This window comes from Streptomyces sp. NPDC031274 (genome assembly GCF_055570235.1).
This window is the reverse complement of the sequence record NZ_JBVIHP010000500.1, coordinates 1-1026: the sequence shown is the minus strand read 5'-3', so window position 1 is coordinate 1026 and position 1026 is coordinate 1. Positions and strand designations below refer to the sequence as shown.

The following is a 1026-nucleotide window of genomic DNA, read 5'->3' as shown; positions in this document are numbered from 1 at the left end:
TCGGGCCGACCGGCGGCGGCTTCCGCATCGAATCCGTGCTGCCCGTGTACGTGCCCACCACGGAGACCTGGATCCACCCCGAGAAGCCGACGGGGCCTTCCTCCTCGTCGTCGACCGCGCTCAGCGGGTGACGAGCCCCGCGTCGTAGGCGAGCAGGCCCGCCTGCGTCCTGTTCGTGCACTCCAGCTTGACGAGCATGCGCGAGACGTAGCCCTTGACCGTCGCCTCGCTGAGGAACAGCTTCGTGGCGATCTGGGCGTTCGACAGGCCCTCGCCGAGGCAGGTGAGCACGTCCGTCTCGCGCTCCGTGAGCTTGCCGATGAGGTTCTTGGCACGCTCGCGTGCCGCGTCCTCGTCCGAGGAAGAGGCGACGATGCGGCGCATGGCGACGGGAGAGAGAACCGTGTGCCCGTCGGCAGCGACGCGGACCAGGCCGATGAGGTGCTCGGGGGGCGTGGATTTCACCAGGAATCCGCTGGCCCCACTGCGCAGGGCACGCATCACGTATTGGTCGGCGTCGAATGTGGTGAGTGCCACGACTTTCGGCGGCTGGTCGAGTTTCATGATGCCTTCGATCGCCGTGAGGCCGTCGACCCCGGGCATCCGCAGATCCATGAGAACGAGATCGGGTCGGTGCCGCACGACGCTCTCCACGGCAGCCGCACCGTCGTGGGCTTCATCGACGACTTCGATATCCTCAGCGGATCCGAGAATCGTTCTCAAATGCGCGCAGACCATGGGCTCGTCATCAACGACCAGCACCTTTACGACTTTGCACCCCATGTCATGCAGTCTACCTAAGACTTGTCCCGCTAATCATCTTCGAGTGAATGTGGCCTTGGTCAGATCTGGTTCTGGCTCAACACCCGGCAGTCCGTCACCCGGCGGTCCGTCCACCGCCGGACCGCCACCGACGAGGTCCTCGCCGGGGTCCGACTCGTCGCGACCGGGGTCACGAGACACTGGTGCGATGTTCTACCGGCAGGACGGTCTCCACATGGAAGCCGCCGTCGGGGACCGCCCCCG

1 protein-coding gene is annotated in these 1026 nt (G+C 65.9%); it reads right to left on the bottom strand.

The annotated features are described in order from the left end of the window. Nucleotides 1–120: 120 nt before the first annotated feature. Complete coding sequence (locus tag ACZ5CR_RS47480; protein WP_468870301.1) at nt 121–783, bottom strand: response regulator; 663 nt, start codon at nt 781–783, stop codon at nt 121–123. Nucleotides 784–1026 lie beyond the last annotated feature (243 nt).

What these genes read in the sequence shown, in the direction of transcription:
- ACZ5CR_RS47480 (WP_468870301.1), bottom strand. Translation starts at nt 783, where the DNA reads ATGGGGTGCAAAGTCGTAAAGGTGCTGGTCGTTGATGACGAGCCCATG.